This window comes from Cedecea neteri (genome assembly GCF_000758325.1).
In the GTDB taxonomy this organism is placed as follows: domain Bacteria; phylum Pseudomonadota; class Gammaproteobacteria; order Enterobacterales; family Enterobacteriaceae; genus Cedecea; species Cedecea neteri_B.
Map to the genome: position 1 here is coordinate 3,964,886 of NZ_CP009459.1, position 16,576 is coordinate 3,981,461.

Below are 16,576 nucleotides of genomic sequence, written 5' to 3' on the forward strand. Positions count from 1 at the left end.
TGAATTTGATCGGTTTTTTCTTATGGTCTGGCCAGACAGATAGCTGAAAGCTATTAATTGAATATCTATTGATCGATAATTTGCGATAGGGAACGTTTTTTTAATCTATTTTGCTGAGAGCAATGCTCTCCCCCACACTATTTTTTAAAATACAGCAAGCGCGTGGCAAATATAAATTCACCACGCACCGGTTTATTTAATTATTTAATATTTTATTAACAATACTGAATTACCCTTTTCAGCGCAGGGAAATATCAGATTTGATAATCGATGGCGGGTTCTTCTGGCTCCAGCGCCAGGCGCTTAATTTCCTCGACCGACAGCTCGGGGTTGCACAGCTCAATAAAGCGCCAGACGTAGTTACGCTGCAGTTGCCCACGGCGGATCCCGAGCCAGACAGTGTTCGCGTCAAACAGGTGGCGAGTGTCCAGCCGAACCAGGCTACCTTCTTCGCCGCTGGCCTGGTCGGCCACCAGCCCAATGCCCAGGCCAAGCTCCACGTAGGTTTTGACTACGTCAGAATCCTGGGCGCTAAGCACAACATCAGCCGTTAAACCACGCCGGGCAAACGCTTCATCTATACGGGAACGCCCGGTGATACCCTGTCGGTAAGTGATCAGCGGCCAGCGACTGATATCGTCCAGCGTAAGCGGGCTGGTATGAATCAACGGATGCCCCTGCGGAACCAACAGGCTGTGATACCAGCGGAACCACGGGTAGGCCACCACCAAAGGATCGGTGCTCAGACGCTCGCTGGCGATGCCAATATCCGCCGCCCCGCTGTGTAGCAGCGATTCGATTTCCTGCGGCGTGCCCTGAATCAGCTCAAGGCGAACTTCAGGGAATAAGGCGCGGAAGGCTTTGATCACCACCGGCAGGCTATAGCGGGCCTGTGTGTGGGTGGTGGCGATGGTGAGGACACCGCTGGTGTCGTTAGTGAAAAGGTCGGCCAGGCGACGCACGTTGCTGGCTTCGTTGAGAATACGTTCGGCAATCACCAACAGAGCTTTACCCGGTTCGGTCATACCTAATAACCGTTTGCCGCGGCGAATGAATATTTCAATCCCCAGCTCTTCTTCCAGCTCGCGAATATGGCGGCTGACGCCAGATTGAGAGGTGAAAAGCATATTGGCGACTTCGGTGAGATTGTAGTCCCGCCGCGCCGCCTCGCGGATTATTTTTAGTTGCTGGAAATTCACATCGCCCCCGGGATCATGACTGTTCTTTACACCATTGTTAAAGTCACAGCCCCGGTGGGACAAATAATAAAAACCAGCAACCTATTCCATTTGGTAATAAGCGAGCTTAGCCCACCAGCATCAGTTCGCGATTTTCCAGCGCCGGGCGGGTGACCAGAGACATAAGAATTTCTTTTACCGCCTGGGCCTGAGGTGAAAGCGGCAACCGCGCGGACAGGTTCAGCGACAGAGGTAAATTTAACGACGGGCTGGTAATGCGCGCCATCCAGCCACCGGATGAATCGGCCAGTGAACGCGCGGCGGATTCCGGCAGCACGGTCACGCCCATACCGCTGGCAATAGCCGCCGTTAAGGTCGAAATAGATTCGATCTCACCGATAATTTTTGCCGTCAGGCGGCGCAGGGAGAAAGCCTCATCCACGCGCTTGCGAACCGCGCTGTAGTCGCGGGGCAGGAAAAGATTCATAGCCGCAACGTCCGACAAATCAACGCTGTTACCCGGGCAGTCACGGGTGCCCACGAGGAACAAATCCTCTTTCAGCAGCGGCTGGCTGGTCAGCCCCGCCGTTGGCGTGCGGTCATACAACACCGCCATATCAAGCTGCCCGCTGAGCAATTTGTCGTTCAGCTGTGAACCGCTATTTTCATGCAGATACACCTGCACATCCGGCAGCTCGGCGCGCACGGCCTGCAGCAGCGGCATGGTAATCGAGGATGCTGCCATCCCCGGCGCAAGACCAATCGAGACGAGGCCTTGCATAGTCTGGCCCACATTATTCACCGCCAGCTGAGCCTGCTCGCACTGACGCAGAATCGTCCGCGCGTGAGCATATAAAATTTTTCCGGCTTCCGTCGGCGTGACGCCGCGTTTGGTGCGGATCAGCAGTTGCTGATCCAGCTCCCCTTCCAGAGTGGCAACCTGCTGGCTGAGCGCCGGCTGTGCGATGTGCAGTACTTCTGCGGCCTGGGTCAGGCTGCCAATATCAACAATTTTTACGAAGTACTTCAGTCGTCTTAAATTCATTTTGCCCCCTATTACGGAATGCCAGTGCCAGTCATGGCAGTGATGTCGTAAAAGGTTTTGCAATATGCTTGCCACATTTTTCGTTTACGGCGTAAACGAGATAACAGGCTGGATAATAAGAGAAACTGATAAAGCCCCCGCGAGGATTAACGAAACAGGAGGCTTGCTTATGCCCCATAAGAGGTACAAATGCACCGAGATGGTGCATTTCAGGAAAAAACAGCGTGCCGGTGATAAGCCGGCACAATGAATCTCACTCCGGCCCACCACAGGCGAATTTTCATTCCCCAGTAGCTCGTCCAGCCGCTGGTGGTGGACACGACCTGGCCTTTATCGACGATAACAAATGTCGGCGTGACGCCAATTTGCCAGCTGCGGGAAATGGCGCCATCGGCATCATTGACCACCGGGAACTGGACGCCTTTACGCGCCAGCCAGCGGGAAACCTCGCTTTCATTACCTGAGCGAAGCGCAATGGTTATCACGTTCTGCCCTTCAGCCTGCAGCTTCGCCACATCCGGCGTGGTAAAACGGCAGACGGCGCACCAGCTGGCCCAGAAATAGACCAGCAGCGGGCGTTCCGCGCTCAGCGCGCCGAGCGTGACATCCTGCCCGTCCAGCGTGTGCAGCGGCGTGGCATCAAAAGCCACTGGCGACTGGGGCGCACGCCACCAGTCCATCACCAGCATCACGCCCGCCAGTAAAACCAGCAGAATTAAGCCTTCCCGCAGCCAGCGCCGCAGTTTACTTGCCATGGGCAGCCGCCAGTTTTTCTTTTACTACCTCTTCCAGCGTTTCCCAGGGCACCGCCCCGGGGATCATTTCATCGCCAATAATGGTGGCTGGTGTACCCTGCACGCCCACGATACGCGCTAACTGGAGGTTGGTGCTTAAAGTTTCCATGCTTTTTTCGTCCGGTGTCACCGGCGTTGCTCCGCTCTTTTCAACGGCAGCCGCAATGCTCGCCGCATCGTGATAGCCCTTTTTCTGCATCAGTTTTTCATGCAGCGCCAGGAACTGGTCCGGATGCTGACGCCAGGTCGTCAGGACAGTACGCGCCGACAGCACGGAACTTTCTCCTTTAAACGGCAGCGGCTTCACGATCACAGCCACATCCGGGTATTTCTGCACAATTTTCTCCAGCATCGGATCGAGCTGTTTGCAGTACGGGCAGTTGTAATCTGTGAAGTTCACGAGGGTTAACACGGGCTTTTTAGCACCGAATCGCGGACTGGCCGGATCGTTAAACAACGCCTGTTCAATCAACACTTCCAGTTGCTTTTGCTGCTCGGCAGAAAACGGGGCGGGCTCTTCTTTTGCCGCCAGCGCCAGGCCGGAGAACAGCGATAAGATTAAAATAAATGCATATTTCATTGTTTCGTTCCTTTGGCATCATCCAGGGTAGTCAGGACCGAATCGCGGGACAGCAGCGTCGGCAGCACTTTGCCTTCCGGCAGGCCTGGGCCATAAATTTGGTTGAACGGCACGGCGACCTGGCCGCGGCTTCTTAAAAAGTCAGTGATTTGCTGGGATGGCAGCGTCCAGTCACCCCGCAGGGCAACCACATCCGGCGCCTGCAGCGCAGCCTGCACGTCCTCTTTGTTGAGCACGTTGTATTTGTTGGCTTTGCAGGTAATACACCAGTCGGCGGTGACATCGATAAAAACGCGCTTATGCTGCGCCAGGGCGTCCTGAATCGCCTGCTCGCTGAGCGGCTGCCAGGCGATGTTTTCCTGTCCAGGCTTGCTAGCCGAAACGCCGAAATGCACCAGCAGCAGGCTTGCCAGCCAGATAGCCGAACCTAACATCAGCAGGCCAAGCACGCGACGCAGCCAGGTCATCCACTTGCCCGGACGCGGCAAACGCATCGCAAGGCCGGGACGAAGCGCGATCAGCAGCCACGGCAGACTCATCCCCAACCCTAAGGCGAGGAACAGCCCCCACAATACGGGGTAGGAAGCCGTGAGCGCGACCGCCACCGCCGTGCCGAGGAAAGGCGCACTGCACGGCGTCGCCAGCAGCGTGGCAAAAGCACCCTGCCAGAAATGTCCGGCCATACCATTGCCACCCTGCGTTGCCAGGCGAGTGTTCATATTGGAAGAAAGCCGGAATTCAAACAGCCCGAACAGGTTAGCGCTGAACACCAGCATCACCAGCGCCATAAAGCCGATGAACCACGGGTTCTGGAACTGAATGCCCCAGCCCAGCGCCTGGTTGGTCAGCCGCAGGACGGTCATTAGTAGCGCCAGCACCATAAATGAAGCAATAATTCCCGCGACCGAGGCTAAAAACTGCCGCCGCACCAGGCCCCGATCTTTCTGCTGCACCAGCAGAATCGAACCCAGCTTCATACCCAGCACCGGGAGTACGCACGGCATCAGGTTAAGGATCAGGCCGCCCACCAGCGCCATCAGGACTACCTGCCATAGCGGGAAGGCATCATTTCCCCCTGCTGCGGCAGGCGCTGAATCAATGGTGAGCGTGTTTTGCTGAGCAATGCCGTTGTCGGCCAGCACCAGCGTGATCGACTTTCCTCGCAGATCTGGCGCACTTTCCCCCCAGCTGTCGCTAACCGGCACCGTGGCCTGCAGCGAATCACCGTTAATGTGGAAGGTTGGTTTGCCAAGATCGGCCTCTTCCGGCGGGTCAAGATAAAGACCCGGATTCGCCCAGCCTCCGGCACGCACGGCGCTGATGACCAGACTTCCCGAGCGGTAACCCGCTTCCAGCGAATCCGTTAGCCCACTTTCAACCGGCACCTGCCCCATCGCCTGAGCGAAATCATGGGCAAACTGAGCATCTGCTGCGGATGGCGTGAGGCTAAAGGAATAATCGGTCAGCAGGCAAACGTTACTGCAGGTAGAAAGCGTCAGCACGCCGCGGATAGTCTCCGGCACCTGGCCGTGAAACACCATCGGAATGGTGACCCGATCGTGGTAGCCCTGAGTCGTGATCCCGGCAACGTCAAAACGCGCTGGCGTAGGCCAGAACCACTCTACTTTTGGCATATCTCCCTGCCAGGCAATGGCTGGGGCGACGCCGCCTTCCCCAGGGGATCGCCAGTAGGTTTTCCACCCTTTTTCGAGCTTCACGTCCAGTAACAGACGCGTTTCGTTATTGCCCGAAGTATCCGCGCGCAGCCTGACGCTGGCATGATCGTTATCCGGCGATTGCAGCCAGCCTGACTCCGCCGCCCAGGACACGGGCAGCCAAAGCATGAGCAGGCACAGCAGCGCCTGCCTGAAGCGAATAAACATGTTTTTTCTCCATAAATGATTAACTAACTGTCGGAAACAGCCGGTCTGTCATTCACGGAAGACGCAGAAACGGAGATGCACTCTGAGGGTGGGAGGGGAAGTCGCTCTTGGACGAGAGAACGGCATTCGCGTGGCACGTACGGGCGCCAGCAAGGAAAGCAGCAGGCAAAGTGCGAACAACGCCCCGTCAAACAAGACTGGCGGCACGCTCAATAATGATTTGGCGCTAAGTTCACAGGGCGTGACCGGTGAGTCACCATCAGCCTGTGGGTTATCCGCCTGGGCAGCAACGGTGCTGGCCGCGGTTTCCATCTGCAACGCGTGCAGGCCCGCCATGCGCTGTGCGGTACAAACCAGTACCACAACACATGCCAGGCAAAGAAACCAAATCCCTATCCGCCGCTGTTTTACCATCAGGTCCTCACTGTTTAACCCGGCTTATCTTAGCGGCTGACGAAAGATTGGCAATCTTTGCGCTGTAAAGTTATGTCTGAGACTGTTTTCTGGTAATTTTTGCTTGTTTTATCGGCAAACGATACAAAAGACGCTTTGGAGGCTTTGACAAGCCCGTGCGGCCTCGCTAATATGCGGCCCGTTCACACGATTCCTCTGTAGTTCAGTCGGTAGAACGGCGGACTGTTAATCCGTATGTCACTGGTTCGAGTCCAGTCAGAGGAGCCATATTTAAGAAGCCCGCTTAAGGAAACTTAAGCGGGCTTTTTGCTTTTGATTTTTCACAAAGTTTCCACCTTCACAAAATTCATTTTTCCTCTGCATCAGCCGTTCACTTTTTTAATTAGTCGGCTACTATTCAGTTATACCGTACGCTTTTCACGCAACCCTGCCCCGCCGTGTTATAAAATATTTTCCCCCAATGCAGACCGTTATGTTAGGAAATTTTCGCGGAGAATTGCGGTATATTGCAGGGAACTGCATTGAACGAGCAGGATTCTTCAGAGATATAAAAGAAAAGCCCCCGCAAGTGCAGGGGCTTAATTTTCTTTATTTTTATTTTTTGTAATGTAAAATTACAAGTGCTTACAATCTTGTGCATCGGGAAATCGGTGTACTAGATAATAATCTGTGAACATTTCCCTTGGTGTTGCTCAGGTCTTTGACCGCCTGACCCGCTTGCGTGTTGGCGCGGCCGGTCAGGATTTTTTTAAGTGTAGAGAAGGCCTTAGGCAAAAAAAAGCTGTCTTTAAGTACAGGGGACCTCCACATACAGGGATACGCGATGTGTTCTGCAATTGAATTTTTTATAAGTAATCATAATGATTTACACCCCGGTCTCGCCCGGGAATTGTATGCGTTACGCAAAAAAACATTTCACGAACGGCTAGAATGGAAAGTGGAATGTGAAGATAACCAGGAAAGAGATCAATTCGATAACGCAAATACAACTTATTTAATGGGCATGTTAGAAGGTAAATTATTTTGCGGCGCACGCTTTATTGATGCCAAACATCCGACAATGACAGATGAAATATTTCATCAATATTTTAATAACATTAGTTTACCAAAAGATATTCCATGCTGTGAAATCACCCGATTATTCCTCGACAAAGATCGTCGTGACGAAGGTAATTTACGCACCCTGCCCGCCAGTAAAGCATTATTTTTGGCGATGATTATGTATTGCATGAAAAACGGCTATCCCGGTATGCACGCGGTGACAAGTCGGGGGATGTACGCCATTTTCCGTCAGGCCAACTGGAAAGTTGACGTGTTGCAGAAGGGACTCTCAGAAAAGGACGAAGCGGTTTATTATATTTACATGCCTGCTAATCAACAGGTTATAGAAGACATTATTAATAAAGATAAAAACAGCGAATGGCTGCGTGAAACGCTCACCCAGCTCAATAACCTGTAGTTTCGTCGGTCAGGCACCCAGATCTAAAAGCCTGAGTTCGATACTTAGTTTAACCGCGTGACGCGCATTGTTAACGCCAAGCTTTTTCATGGCATTGCCCATATGGAATTTCACCGTGCGCTCGGTAATGGACAAGATAGTCGCAATCTCCGCATAGGTTTTTCCGGTATAGACCCATTGCAAAATTTGTTGCTCACGCGGTGATAAGAAAACATTCTTTTTCTGTCGAATGTCGCTGTATAAATTCAGCATCTTTTGGTGCAGCCTGATAAAGAAGGCGATCACCGCCTCACGTTTTTCAGTGAGGTTAACATCTGAAGGCTGATGGCTGATCAGCGAAAGCACCGCAAGATTGTTCACGTAGTCGTGGAGAGGATAAGTATGCCCTTGCACAATATTGTGCTGCGAACCTTCGTCAAAAATACGCTTCAGCGTATACCCGGAAGAGACCATCATCCCGCTGTCCCATGAAAAATCCTCCAGGCTGCTGAGAGACCGGACAATCACTGGGTCAATAAATTGATATTTATTCTCGAGATAAATGTTAAACCATTGCGGATTGTTATTAATAATACGCATTTGGGAAGGGTCTTTCTTATTCATCACAGCATACGCGTAGGTCGTATGTTTGTAATCCAGAATAAATTCATCAAGTTCCTGCTGAATTAATGAATTTACTTTGCTGTCATTATAATACGTGTCCTTCACAACGATCGCCGTCCGTAGAATTAAGAGAGCAAAGTATAGATCATTTCCCTTCGCTTGCCACACCTCAATGCCACCGATTTGATGAATAAACGCAGGAATGGCCTAATATCCATTCCTGCCTCAGCCAATAACAGTTAAATCAAGTTATTATCACGCCTTAGATTTCGGTCAGGATCTGGCTGAAATCGAGGCGCGACTTTGGCAGTCCAGCGTTAAAGTCCTCCACGCTGCGGTAGCCCAGCGCCACCATCACCACGCTGGTCAGGCCTTTCTCACGCAGGCCAAACCCCTCGTCCAGCGCGGCGGCGTCAAAGCCTTCAATCGGCACGGCATCAATGTTCAGAGTGGAAACGCCCAGCAGCAGCGTGCCGAGGTTGAGATAAACCTGCTTCTCCATCCAGTGCTGCGCGTCTTTCAGATCGAAACGGTGTTTATTGGCATAGAAAGAGCGGCCTTTATGCTGCCCTTCTTTGGCCTGTTCAGTGGCGAAACGCCCATCTGCCTGCTCTTTTTGCAGCAATGTTTGCAGGTGCGCATCGTCATAAACCGTTTTGGCGCAGAACACCACGACATGTGAAGCATTCAGCACTTTGGGTTCGTTCGCCGCGTAAGGCCCGGTGGTCGCTTTCGCAATACGCGCCTTGCCTTCATCACTGCTTACCAGCAAGAAATGCCACGGCTGTGAATTTGTGCTCGACGGGCTCAGGCGCAGCAGATTTTTGATTTTTTCCACATCTTCGTCGGCAATTTTTTTAGTCGCATCAAAAGCTTTCGTGGCATAACGGCGGGAGGCAGCATCAACAATGTTCATTATTATTCCTGAATGAGTCTTTTTATTTTACAGCGGCCGGCCTGGCCGCCGTGCGTAATCATTAAACGACAACTTCGTCCAGCGGTACCAGCTTCAGCGGTTCCGCCAGCAGCGCATCCATCTGTTTCACAAATGCATGGAAGTGAGGCAGAGAATTGTGCAGGTCGAGCGCCTGCTGCCCGCGCCACGACTCACGAACGTAAAAGGTATCCGGCTCTTGTTGAAGCTGAAACAGCGTGTAGTCAAGGCAGCCAGGTTCAAGGCGGCTCGGCGCGACCAGCGCTTTCAGCGCGGCTTTGAGGTTATCCTGCTGGCCGGCTTTCGCCTTCAGCATGGCAATAATCGTCAGGGTTTCTGCCGTTGCCATATCAGAACCCCTCCAGCACAATTTTGCCTACCGCACGTCCGGTTTCCAGCAGCGCATGGGCGCGGCGAAGGTTGCCCGCGCTAATTGTGCCATAGTGTTCGCCGAGCGTAGTTCTTAACACTCCCTGGTCGATAAGCGTGGCCACGCGCGTCAGCAGGTTATGCTGCTCAATAATGTCGCTGGTGACAAACATTGAACGGGTAAACATAAACTCCCAGTGCAGCGAAATACTTTTGGCCTTCAGCGCGCGAACGTCCAGCGCTACCGGGTCATCAATCAGCGCAAATTTCCCCTGCGGGATGAGCGCTTCAATCAATTGGGCATAATGTTGTTCGGTATTGGTCAGGCTGGCCACGTGAGTGACGTGTTTCACGCCAATGCGCTGTAATTCTTCCGTCAGCGGTTGGCTGTGGTCGATGACGTGGTGGGCACCGAGTTCACTCACCCACTTTTGGCTTTCCGGGCGAGAAGCCGTGCCAATTACCGTGGCTTTTGTCAGTCTGCGGGCGAGCTGGGTCAGGATTGAGCCCACGCCACCGGCCGCGCCCACAATCAGCAGTACGGCATCTTCGCTGCCGTTTTCCTGAATGCCCAGGCGATCGAAAAGCATTTCCCACGCGGTAATTGCCGTCAGAGGTAATGCGGCTGCCGCGGCATTTTCCACGGACTGAGGTTTGAGTGCCGCAATGCGCTCGTCCACCAGCTGAAACTCGCTGTTGCTGCCTGGGCGGGTCAGCGACCCGGCATACCACACGGCATCGCCGGGCTTGAACAGCGTGACGGCTTCACCTACTTCCACAACGGTCCCTACGGCATCCCAGCCCAGCACGCGAGGCGCATCGCCGCTAAAGCCACTGCGAACTTTGGTATCAACGGGGTTGACGGAAATGGCGTTCACCGCCACCAGAATGTCGTGCCCCTGAGCAACGGGCTTCGGCAGCGTGATGTCCTGCAGCGCATCAATATTGCTGCCGTCTTTTGCGGCGCGGGTAATAGCAATAGCTTTCATAGCAGCTCCAATAAGGTAATGGGTTCATCAATTGAGTAAAATCATGGTACAAGGAGCGCGGCAGGTGAAAAACCGGCGTCAGGAAACAACACTTATACTCGGAGAGTGAAAATGCTCAGGCTGGAAGACCTTGCGCTGTTTGTCAGGGCGGCGGCGTTAAACAGTTTTAGCGATACCGCCAGGGAAGCCGGGCTGCAGCCGGCCCAGGTCAGCACCGCCATTAAGCGCCTGGAGCAAAACCTCAATATTCGCCTGTTCGCCCGCTCAACGCGGAGCCTGCGCCTGACGCCCGAAGGTGAAACGTGGCTGCCTTACGCCCAGCAGGTGCTGCAGACGCTGGATGTCGGGTATGAACAGATCCAGCCTCCCAGCGACGAAGTACGCGGCACGCTGCAAATCGCCGTCCCTTCAGATCTTGGGCGCAATCTCCTGTTGGATGTTTTTCAGCAATTTCGCAGCACTTACCCGGCGCTAAGCCTGAAACTTCTGTTTTCCGATCGCATCACCGATGTGTTTAAAGATCCGGTGGATGTGGCTTTTCGCTACGGCAATAACGATGATGCGTCGTACATCGCCCTGCCCGTCGCACCAGAAAACCGCCGCGTGCTGGTCGCTTCTCCAGCCTATCTGGCACGCTATGGCGAACCTCAAACCCTTGCCGATCTGGCCCAACACAATGCGCTGACGTTTGTGCTTCGTGGGAGGGTGCACAACAGTTGGTCATTCAGTTTGCACGGCAAAATGCAGCAGGTGGCGGTGAAAGGCTCGATGATGAGCGATGATGCGGAAGTCATTCACCGGCTGGCGGTAAAGGGCGAAGGCATTACCTACAAATCCTGGCTGGATGTCAGCGACGATGTGCAGGCAGGCCGCTTGAAACTGCTGCTGCCGCAATATGAAGGGGACAGCATTCCGCTGAATCTGATTTGCCCGCACCGTAAACAACTGTCTACCACGGTGCGGCTGTTGCACGAAGCGGTCAAGGCGCGCTGCGAAAACGCGATGCGCACCCTGCCCGTTATCGAAGATTAAAACGTCACCCAGTCATCTCCTGCCGTGGCGGTCGTGGCAGCTTTTGCCTGAGGTTTGGCTTTGGTTTCCACTACAGCCTGTTCTTCGCGCCCGGAAAGACGGAAACGCGCCACCGCTTTTTGCAGCATTTCAGTCTGGCCTTCGAGCGCCGCCGCCGCCGCCGAGATCTGCTCCACCAGCGCGGCGTTTTGCTGAGTCACGCTGTCCATTTCGCTGACTGCCACGCTCACCTGAGAAATACCTTTGCTTTGCTCATCCGTCGCCGAGGCAATTTGCTTCATGATTTGCGTCGTGTCGGACACGGCCTTCAGCACTTCTTTCATGGTGTTGCCCGCCTCGTTGACCAGCGCCGCGCCGCTGTTCACCCGGTTTACCGAGTCAGCAATCAGCATTTCAATCTCTTTCGCTGCGCCCGCGCTGCGGCTGGCCAGGTTACGCACCTCCCCCGCTACTACCGCAAAACCTCTGCCCTGTTCACCTGCGCGGGCGGCCTCAACGGCAGCGTTTAGCGCCAGAATATTAGTCTGGAAGGCAATGCTGTTAATGACGCTGGTGATTTCACTGATCTTGCGGGAGCTGTCGGAGATCCCTTCCATCGTGACCACCACATCGCCCACCAGCTTGCCGCTGCGGCTGGCGGTTTGGGAGGCTTTTTCCGCAATGCTGCTGGCCTGACGGGCATTCTCGGCGTTGAATTTAACCGTGGCCGTTAGCTGCTCCATGCTGGCGGCGGTTTCTTCCAGCGCGGCGGCCTGCTCTTCGGTGCGAGAAGAGAGATCGTTATTGCCGGAAGAGATTTCCGCCGAGCCACGATAAATGTTCTCCGTGCCGCTGCGAATCGCGCTCACCGCATCGCGCAGGCTGCCCTGCATCTCAGCCAGGAGCGGGAAAAGTTTGCCAACACAGTTTTTCCCAAAGTCCTCCACCGGATGGCTGAGATCGCCTTTCGCAATGACTGAGAAATGATCCCGAATGCGATCCAGCGGTTTCACCAGCAGGTTCACCAGATAGCGGTCGGTAAACAGCAGGATCAGCAGCCCAATCACAATCGCCACCAGCACGGTGACTTTCATCAGGCGAGACAGCGAATCCACGGCAACCCTCGTCCGGTCCAGTCGTTCCTCGGCCACGGCGGTAAATTTGCTGCTGCTGGCCCCGAAGGCACGACTGAGTGGCGGCGTGACCTGAGTGGCCTGCTGGCGATAATCCGCCGCGCTCCCCTGCTGCGCAAGCTGCATTTGAACCGCTACGCCGTTATCTAAAAGCTGCTGCCATTTTTCGATAACGTCGGCGGAAACGGCCGGATCCATTGGCCCAGGCGAAACGCTTTTCAGGCGCTCAAGCTCGCTTTTCATGTTATCCAGCGCTTCCTGCACGGGCTTAAAATCGGTAGCTTCCCCCGCCGCCTTCGCCTCCATCACCCGCGAAAGACGCGTAATAAAGCGAAAATACTGGTCGTTGCCTTTGCTGAGTATCGTCATCTGCGACACCAGCTGATGGTCAACGGCGTTGCCGTCCCCCAGTTTCGCCAGCGAATAAACGGTAAATACGCCCACGGCTGACCACAGCAGGCAGAACAGCCCCAGCACGGTGAGCAGCACCCGGCGTACGGTAAAATTCTTTAACATTCCCATGTTGTTTCCCCTCATCATTATTGTCGTTATCCCATTAAGCTCGGGTATCTCAGGGGTTATCGGCAATCTTTGCGCGGGTATTCATTTATTTGTGATGAATTTTTTATGAGGCTCGCATCTCGCTCTGTCTTCCACTTCCGTTCTGCTCCCGGCATGACATACTGAGAAACTAACCCGGCGAGAACCGGTAAAGGAGAATCAATGAATAATAACGTTGTATGCCAGGGGCTGACGCCTGCTGAAGCCCTGGACAAGCTGGAAGCGCTGTATGAAAGTTCGGTAACCGCCCTTCGTGATGCGATTGCCCTCTACACCCAACATGGCACGCTGCCGGACGTAGACGCGCGTTCCGATGGGCTGTTTGTCTACCCGGAACTGCGGGTGAGCTGGGACGGCGTTCCCCGTGGCCCGAAAAATACCCGCTCCTACGCCCGCTTTACCCACTCCGGCAGCTATACCACCACGGTGACCCGTCCCGCACTGTTTAAGAGCTACCTGCACGAACAATTGAGCCTGCTGAGCGAAGACTACGGCGTGCACATTGAGGTTGGCCCTTCTCAGCACGAGATCCCTTACCCATACGTGATTGACGGCCTGAACCTCGACCGCACGATGAGTGCCGGGCTGACGCGACATTTTCCGACCACTGAGCTGTCGCAGATTGGCGATGAAACCGCCGACGGCCTGTTCCACCCAACGGAAGCCTGGCCGCTGTCGCACTTTGACGCCCGCCGGGTAGACTTCTCGCTGGCGCGCCTGCGTCACTACACCGGCACGCCGGTTGAACACTTCCAGCCTTTCGTGTTGTTCACCAACTACACACGCTATGTGGACGAGTTTGTCCGCTGGGGCTGCCAGCAGATCCTCGACCCGGACAGCCCGTATATCGCCCTGTCCTGCGCCGGAGGCACCTGGCTGACCGCCGAAACCGAAGCCCCGGAAGAGGCGATTTCCGACCTGGCGTGGAAGAAACACCAGATGCCGGCCTGGCACCTGATCGATAAAAACGGCAGCGGCATTACGCTGATTAACATTGGCGTTGGCCCGTCCAACGCCAAAACCATCTGCGACCATCTGGCGGTGCTGCGCCCGGATGCCTGGCTGATGATTGGCCACTGCGGCGGCCTGCGTGAAAGTCAGCAAATTGGCGACTACGTGCTGGCCCACGCCTACCTGCGTGACGATCACGTGCTGGATGCGGTGCTGCCGCCGGACATTCCTATCCCAAGTATCGCCGAGGTGCAGCGCGCCCTTTATGACGCCACCAAACAGGTCAGCGGCATGCCGGGGGAAGAAGTTAAACAGCGCCTGCGCACCGGCACGGTAGTCACCACCGATGACCGCAACTGGGAGCTTCGCTACTCAGCTTCTGCGCTGCGCTTTAACCTCAGCCGCGCGGTGGCTATCGACATGGAAAGTGCGACGATTGCCGCGCAGGGTTATCGCTTCCGGGTGCCTTACGGCACGTTGCTGTGCGTTTCAGACAAACCACTGCACGGCGAAATCAAGCTACCTGGTCAGGCCAACCGCTTCTATGAAGGCGCAATTTCCGAGCACCTGCAAATTGGCATTCGCGCCATTGATTTGCTGCGTGCCGAAGGTGAAAAGCTGCACTCGCGCAAGCTGCGTACCTTTAACGAACCGCCGTTCCGTTAATAAAAAGAATAAGGAAGCTGGATGCAACACACTTCATCACTCGGCGCACTGCGTGCGCTGCTTCGGGAGCACGAGCTGGATGGGATCATCGTGCCGCGCGCCGACGCCCATCAGAGCGAATACTGCGCGCCTTACGACAATAAACTTGAGTTTATCAGCGGCTTTACCGGTTCCGCCGGGCTGGCGCTAGTGCTCGCCGACCGCGCCCTGCTGTTTGTGGACGGGCGCTATCAGGTTCAGGCTCGCCATCAGGTGAATCTGCAGGAGTTTGAGATTCATCATCTGCACGACGAGCCGCTTCATCTTTGGCTCCGCGATAACCTTCCAGCAGGCAAACGCATTGCCTTCGAACCGCTGCTGATGGTCAACAGCCAGTACGAAAACCTGCGTACCAGCGGCTGCGATCTGGTGGCGCTGGATGACGATCCGCTGGATGCTATCTGGCCCGATCGCCCGGCAGCACCCTGCGGGGAAATCATCGCCATGCCGGACGAAATCAGTGGCGAAAGCGCTGCGTCAAAGCGTGAGCGGATCGCCCAGGGGCTGAGCACCGCCGGGGCTGATTATCTGGCGCTGACGCAGCCGGACAATATCGCCTGGCTGCTGAACGTGCGTGGCTCGGATATTCCAATGAGCCCGGTGCCGCACTCCTTCGCGCTGTTGAGCGCCAGGGGCGACATAGAATGGTTTGTGGCGGAAGGCAAACTACGGAAGCTGGATAAAGCCTGGCTCAGCGGCATCACGCTCCGCCCGAAAGAGGAATTTCTTGCCCGCTGCCAGCAGCTAGCGACCGGGAAACATATACTCATCGACGCGGATTCTGCGCCGGTTGCAGTGCGCTTTGCCGTGGAGCAAGGCGGGGGCAGCGTGCTGTGGGCGCCGGATCCTGTCACGCTAATCAAAGCCAACAAGAACGAGACCGAGCTGGCGGGCTACCGCGACAGCCACATCGAAGACGGCGTGGCCTGGGTGAATTTCCTCGCCTGGCTGACCCGAGAAGTGCCGCGCCGCGAAACCGCAGGCAACCCGATCACCGAGCTGGAAGCCCAGGAAAAACAGCTCAGCTTCCGCCAGCAGGGCTCCACCTTTGCCGAGCAAAGCTTTAGCACCATTTCTGCGGCGGGCAGCAACGCCGCGATGTGTCACTACCACTCTTCGCCGGAAACGAATTTCGCCCTTACCGCCGCGCAGTTTTATCTTAATGATTCCGGCGGGCAGTATATCAACGGCACGACGGACGCCACCCGCACGCTCAGCTTTGGCCCGCTGGACTCAACCCGCCGCCTGCACTACACCGCCGTGCTGAAAGGCTTCCTGGCGCTGATCTCGCTGCAGTTCCCGCAGGGGACTCAGGGCCACCAGCTCGATGCCTTTGCCCGCCGCCCGCTCTGGGAGCTGGGGCTGGACTACGACCACGGCACCGGGCACGGCGTCGGCCACCGGCTGATGATCCACGAAAACCCGCACCGCATGGCGAAGAAGGTGAACCCGTGGCCGATGCTGCCGGGCAATATCATTACCATCGAGCCGGGTTATTACCAGGCGGTCAGCCACGGGATCCGCATCGAAAACCAGGTCGAAGTTGTTGCCTCCCAGCCGGGCTTCTGCAAGTTCTCGTCACTGACGCTGATCCCTATCGATTTGGCCGCAGTCGACGTTGATTTGCTCAGTCCACAGGACATCGCCTGGCTTGACGATTACCACCGGCAGGTGCGTGAAACCCTCTCCCCGCGCGTGAACGAAGAAGTTCGGGAGTGGCTTGAAGCCGCCACGCAGCCAGTTAGCCAGCTGCGCAAGCAGTAACCATTCAAGGCCGCTTTTGCGGCCTTGAATGGTGCTGACACAGAGGGGAAAAAGCGTGGTTTTTCCCTCTGTGTGGTTATCAGCCGAAAATCAATGAAATGATTTTCCTGTTTGTTTAAATGAGCCGTCTGGTATTTCCTCCCTCGCCAGGGCTTTGCCAGCTGTTTGTTAAGGCCGCTTTTGCGGCCTTTTTCATTGATTTG

General features: G+C 55.3%; 15 protein-coding genes and 1 tRNA gene. 5 read left to right on the forward strand and 11 right to left on the reverse strand.

Going from position 1 to position 16,576, the window contains the following annotated elements; all coding sequences use genetic code 11:
* Positions 1-254 precede the first annotated feature (254 nt).
* From cbl to LH86_RS22300, 6 genes are all read right to left on the reverse strand, one after another.
* On the reverse strand, positions 255-1,199 hold the full coding sequence (gene cbl, locus LH86_RS18565) for an HTH-type transcriptional regulator Cbl (protein ID WP_008458004.1): 945 nt from the start codon (positions 1,197-1,199) through the stop codon (positions 255-257).
* Positions 1,200-1,305: 106 nt separating this feature from the next.
* Positions 1,306-2,223, reverse strand: coding sequence for a nitrogen assimilation transcriptional regulator NAC (gene nac / locus LH86_RS18570; protein WP_039304442.1), 918 nt, complete (start codon positions 2,221-2,223; stop codon positions 1,306-1,308).
* Positions 2,224-2,432: 209 nt separating this feature from the next.
* Positions 2,433-2,978 carry a protein disulfide oxidoreductase gene (locus LH86_RS18575; protein ID WP_052045616.1) on the reverse strand — a complete coding sequence of 182 codons (546 nt, stop codon included), beginning with the start codon at positions 2,976-2,978 and terminating at the stop codon, positions 2,433-2,435.
* Positions 2,968-3,597: a DsbA family protein gene (locus tag LH86_RS18580; protein ID WP_039304445.1), complete on the reverse strand. Its 630-nt coding sequence runs from the start codon at positions 3,595-3,597 to the stop codon at positions 2,968-2,970. The genes LH86_RS18575 and LH86_RS18580 overlap by 11 nt, the downstream gene beginning before the upstream one ends.
* Positions 3,594-5,480 (reverse strand): protein-disulfide reductase DsbD family protein, encoded by a 1,887-nt coding sequence (locus LH86_RS18585; RefSeq protein ID WP_039304448.1) that lies wholly within the window; start codon positions 5,478-5,480, stop codon positions 3,594-3,596. Before LH86_RS18585 ends, LH86_RS18580 begins: the two co-directional genes overlap by 4 nt.
* Positions 5,481-5,528: 48 nt before the next feature.
* Positions 5,529-5,894 (reverse strand): copper resistance protein, encoded by a 366-nt coding sequence (locus tag LH86_RS22300; protein WP_071842846.1) that lies wholly within the window; start codon positions 5,892-5,894, stop codon positions 5,529-5,531.
* Between the two features lie 191 nt (positions 5,895-6,085).
* Here LH86_RS22300 and LH86_RS18590 point away from each other — a divergent pair.
* Both LH86_RS18590 and LH86_RS18595 read left to right on the forward strand, forming a co-directional pair.
* Positions 6,086-6,161, forward strand: a tRNA-Asn gene (locus LH86_RS18590).
* Positions 6,162-6,717: 556 nt separating this feature from the next.
* Entirely contained in the window at positions 6,718-7,353 is a 636-nt protein-coding gene (locus LH86_RS18595) for an acyl-homoserine-lactone synthase (protein ID WP_039304451.1), read from the forward strand.
* 9 nt (positions 7,354-7,362) lie between these two features.
* Here the strand turns inward: LH86_RS18595 and LH86_RS18600 are convergent, their stop codons facing one another.
* From LH86_RS18600 to LH86_RS18615, 4 genes are all read right to left on the reverse strand, one after another.
* Entirely contained in the window at positions 7,363-8,061 is a 699-nt protein-coding gene (locus LH86_RS18600; protein ID WP_039304454.1) for a helix-turn-helix transcriptional regulator, read from the reverse strand.
* A gap of 157 nt (positions 8,062-8,218) precedes the next feature.
* A complete protein-coding gene (locus LH86_RS18605; protein WP_039304457.1) occupies positions 8,219-8,872 on the reverse strand; it encodes an oxygen-insensitive NAD(P)H-dependent nitroreductase NfsB in 654 nt (217 codons plus the stop codon).
* Positions 8,873-8,933: 61 nt separating this feature from the next.
* A complete protein-coding gene (locus LH86_RS18610) occupies positions 8,934-9,239 on the reverse strand; it encodes a putative quinol monooxygenase (protein WP_039304460.1) in 306 nt (101 codons plus the stop codon).
* A 1-nt stretch (position 9,240) separates the two neighbouring features.
* The gene (locus LH86_RS18615) at positions 9,241-10,248 is read right to left on the reverse strand and encodes a zinc-binding alcohol dehydrogenase family protein (protein ID WP_039304463.1); all 1,008 of its coding nucleotides are present in this window, start codon (positions 10,246-10,248) and stop codon (positions 9,241-9,243) included.
* Positions 10,249-10,359: 111 nt separating this feature from the next.
* On the opposite strand from LH86_RS18615, the gene LH86_RS18620 reads away from it, so the two are divergent.
* Positions 10,360-11,280, forward strand: coding sequence for a LysR family transcriptional regulator (locus LH86_RS18620; protein ID WP_039304466.1), 921 nt, complete (start codon positions 10,360-10,362; stop codon positions 11,278-11,280).
* Here LH86_RS18620 and LH86_RS18625 read toward each other — a convergent pair.
* Positions 11,277-12,914, reverse strand: a complete 1,638-nt coding sequence (locus LH86_RS18625; RefSeq protein WP_039304469.1) for a methyl-accepting chemotaxis protein — start codon at positions 12,912-12,914, stop codon at positions 11,277-11,279. The two genes, LH86_RS18620 and LH86_RS18625, sit on opposite strands and share 4 nt — an antisense overlap.
* Positions 12,915-13,115: 201 nt before the next feature.
* Here LH86_RS18625 and LH86_RS18630 point away from each other — a divergent pair, with 201 nt between their 5' ends.
* Together LH86_RS18630 and LH86_RS18635 are read left to right on the forward strand one after the other, a co-directional pair.
* Positions 13,116-14,570 (forward strand): AMP nucleosidase, encoded by a 1,455-nt coding sequence (locus tag LH86_RS18630; RefSeq protein WP_039304473.1) that lies wholly within the window; start codon positions 13,116-13,118, stop codon positions 14,568-14,570.
* A gap of 21 nt (positions 14,571-14,591) precedes the next feature.
* Entirely contained in the window at positions 14,592-16,373 is a 1,782-nt protein-coding gene (locus LH86_RS18635; RefSeq protein WP_039304476.1) for an aminopeptidase P family protein, read from the forward strand.
* Positions 16,374-16,576 lie beyond the last annotated feature (203 nt).